We start from the raw sequence: 3,629 nt of genomic DNA, 5'->3' as shown, positions 1-3,629 counted from the left end.
GCTAACATAGGATTTATAGTTTTAGGTTTAATTTATATATTTGCTTAATTTAATAAAATTATAGGTTTTAAGTAGTACATAAAATAATGTTTAAATTATAAATTTTCTATTATATAAGGAAAAGGTCCGTCTTAAATATATAGACAGACCTTTTATTTATTATCATTATTATCAATTTTATTTGATGAATTCTTAGCTAAGATATAAATATTATGGGTAAGCTTTTCTATTAAATAGTTTTTATATTTTATTTGAGAAAATATTTTATTTAAAATAACAAAGCTTGCTATGGATAGACCAATAAAAAGAAAGATAACAATTATAGTTAATATTTGAAGAAATGTTACCATAAAGACCTCCTCCTTAAAAGATTATATAGAAAATTATAACATAAATAAAACAATAGAAGTAGTTATTAAAGTTTTTTATTAGTTCATATAATAGAGTATAGCAATATAAAAAGGTGAATTATGAAAATACTAGATAAGATCTACTATAAGGCGAGGAAAAGAAAGGTTGACCAAGGTTTAAGAGAATTAAATACTATAAGTATAAAAGAAATTTACAGTGTAATAAGCAGAAATTGTTGGGTCTTTGGAATAGAACATAAGACTATTTTAAAAGATAGAAATATATTAGAAGTTATAATTAAGTGTAATAATAAAAAAGTACTTTTAAAATTTCATAAGTCTTTAATTATAAGAGGAGATGAAATCATAAGTTTTATAGGAAGGCTTAATGACTTTGGACTAAGTAATGGAATATATATAACTACAGGTAGATTTTCTAAAGAAGCTAGGCAAATTGCAAAAGAGGAAGAGTTAAATATATCCTTAGAAGATGGATTTCACTTTATAAAGAAGCAGGTTTGGATGAATATTGAGTTTAATCAAAAGATAAAAGCAAATCAATTAAATTTTTATATGTATATTCCAAATTAAGGTTTAATAATCATAAAAATGTTAATACTTTAGATAAAAAGTATTGATAGGTGATTTAATGAAGAAAGTAATTTTGTGTACCATGATATTTTTTCAGATATTTATGGTAGGTTGTATACAGAAGAAAAGTATAGAAGATAAAGAAGAAAGTACTATTCTAACATACAGTATGGAAGAATTTCCTAAAACTTTAGCTATTAATGAAGGGGATAAGGAAAGAAGTGAGGATTTAATATGTGCTTTATTTGATGGACTAGTTACCATGGGAAGTAATAAAGAGATTGTTGGATCCCTAGCAGAAAGTTATGAGGTGACTAGTGATGGTATAGGATATACCTTTAAGCTTAGGGATGACATATATTGGAGTAATGGAAAACCAATACTAGCATCAGATTTCGTAGAATTTTTTAAAAATATATTAGATCCAAGCTTTAAAAATCCTTATGCAAGTGAGTTGTATTCTATATATGGAGCAAAAGACTTTAATGAGGGAAAAAGTACTTTTAAGGACGTAGCTATTAATTCCATAGACAATAAAACATTGAAGATAAGGATGAATCATCCTGATGAAGAGTTTTTAAAAACATTATCAAAACCAAATTATAGATTAAGAAAGAATTTTAATAAGTTATATAGTTATACAAGTAGTTATAAGGATATTGAATATAGTGGATCTTATGTTATAGATAGTTTAAAGGAAAATGAATTTATATTATTAAAAAGAAATAATAGTTATTGGGATAATGTTGAAGAGGATGAAATTAAACTAGTTATAAATAGTCCAGAAAAAGCTTTAGCATCCTTTAACTCAGGTAAATCAGATATTATATTCAATATACCTCTTAAGGAAACAAGTATAGATAGTAATAAGGGAAAGTTAGAGTTTTATCCTACAGGAGATATGTTTGCTTTAGTTTTTAATCACGGCAAAGGAGACTTAGGAGGAAATTTTAATTTTAGAAAAGCAATAAATGAGAGTGTAAATCTTCTTTATAATGAGGAAGACCTTTATGCAAAGGCCGGACTTATACAGGGAAGAGGAGATATGGCATTTAAAAATTCTACTTCAGATGTTATGCAGGCTTCAGGAGCATATAAAGATGATATAGATATATCTAAGATAAAGTCAATATTTAAAGATATGGACTACGACGAAAAAACAGTTATAAATATGGTTTTTCTCAATGATAATAAAAATAAATTAATAGCAGAAGAATTAGAAAAGATACTTAAGGAACAGTTGGAATTAAATATAAATAAGAAATTTTTAGATAAAGAGGAGTTTGATAAAACTCTAGAGAATGGAGATTTTGATTTAGCTCTAAAATACTACAATAATCCTTCTAAAAAAGAAGACTTCTTCAAGTTATGGACAAAAGATAATAAAAATAATATAGGTAAATATAATAATCCAGAGTACGATAAAACATTAAATAAATCAATATTAGAAAAGGATAGAGACTTTATAGCTTCTACATCAATTTTATCAAAGGATATAACATATATACCTGTATACTATGATTCACTAAGTTATGCCGTATCAAATAGTATAAGTGGAGCAGAACTAGATGGAAATAATAATATATTACTAAAAGAGGTTAATAAGAATAATGAGTAATAAATTAAAAATGGTACTAAAATTTAGTACCATTTTAATTTACATAAAATAAAGAACCATGAAAAAACTAAGCATATTCTCAAGGGAGTCAAAATAGTTTTTTATTTTTGTAAAGGTAGCTTTTTTCGTATTAAAATAGATAGTTTTATAAAACACAGGGGCAAGACCTGATACTTCAGGAGTTTGAATAGAGTTTGGTTTAAAATTTTCATCACTTAATAAATCTTCTGCTTTTAAGGAAAAGTTTAAATATCTTTCTACACTATCTAAGTTCGGACAATCAGGCCAGGAGCCTACAAGACCAGAGGATATTAAGTGCCTTTTGTAGGCATCTACTATAGTATTATTTAATTTCTCTTCTTCCTCGCAGAGAAGTAAGGCTGTGAGATAAATTAGCACATTTGAAGAGGTTATTTTAAATTCTTTTTTATCTCTTTTTTTAATTAATACTCCAAGTTTATCATCATATAAGAATTTTATTGCTTCGCTTAATTCACATTCTTCTTTTGTAAAAAGTTCTAAACCAGTACTCTTCATAAAAAGTTTTATATTAATAAAATCCATAGATAATTCATCAGAGTCCTCAAAATTTTCTATTCTATCCTCTTCATTAAAACATTGAATATGATAATCCATAACATCCATTAGAAGTTCCTTGCATTTTTCATTCCTAGATTCTTTATAGAAGAGATTAAGAGATAATAAAAGTTTAGCTCTATCCTCATTAGATAAGTCATAAAGTTCATCCCTATAGTGACAGAACATATTTAATATATCCAAGGAAAAGTTTTCAAAGTTTTCTCTATCACTACAATTAGGATCTAAGGAATATTTATAACTTGCTAACATCATAAATCCTTGGTCTGATGCTTTATATTGTTCGTCTTTACTTTCTAGAACCATATTCTTAGAGGAACCTTCTGAAACGTTTCTCTTGTCTATAAATATCCCGTCTTCATTTTTCATATGTTTGTAGTAAAAGTCAAGTTGGGCTTTAACCATGTGAGAATATACAACGCCAAGAGAGTATAAAGACCTATCTTTTCCTTCTAAAGAGTAATAGTAATTAC

3 protein-coding genes and 1 pseudogene are annotated in these 3,629 nt (G+C 26.2%); 2 read left to right on the top strand and 2 right to left on the bottom strand.

All coding sequences use genetic code 11. From position 1 onward, the window contains the following. Positions 1 to 152: 152 nt before the first annotated feature. A complete protein-coding gene (locus tag AB2369_RS12330) occupies positions 153 to 350 on the bottom strand; it encodes a hypothetical protein (RefSeq protein ID WP_367666773.1) in 198 nt (65 codons plus the stop codon). 120 nt (positions 351 to 470) lie between these two features. Between AB2369_RS12330 and AB2369_RS12325 the strand changes: the two genes are divergently transcribed. Together AB2369_RS12325 and AB2369_RS12320 are read left to right on the top strand one after the other, a co-directional pair. Continuing rightward, positions 471 to 941, top strand: a complete 471-nt coding sequence (locus AB2369_RS12325; protein WP_367666772.1) for a restriction endonuclease — start codon at positions 471 to 473, stop codon at positions 939 to 941. Positions 942 to 999: 58 nt separating this feature from the next. After that, entirely contained in the window at positions 1,000 to 2,559 is a 1,560-nt protein-coding gene (locus AB2369_RS12320) for an ABC transporter substrate-binding protein (protein WP_367666771.1), read from the top strand. A gap of 39 nt (positions 2,560 to 2,598) precedes the next feature. Here the strand turns inward: AB2369_RS12320 and AB2369_RS12315 are convergent. Next, a pseudogene (locus AB2369_RS12315) lies at positions 2,599 to 3,629 on the bottom strand (hypothetical protein); the annotation flags it as partial.

Origin of the sequence: Clostridium sp., assembly GCF_040797585.1 — a bacterium.
Lineage (GTDB): Bacteria > Bacillota > Clostridia > Clostridiales > Clostridiaceae > Clostridium_Z.
The sequence above is the reverse complement of the archived record's forward strand: the minus strand, read 5'-3'. Positions and strand labels throughout refer to the sequence as shown.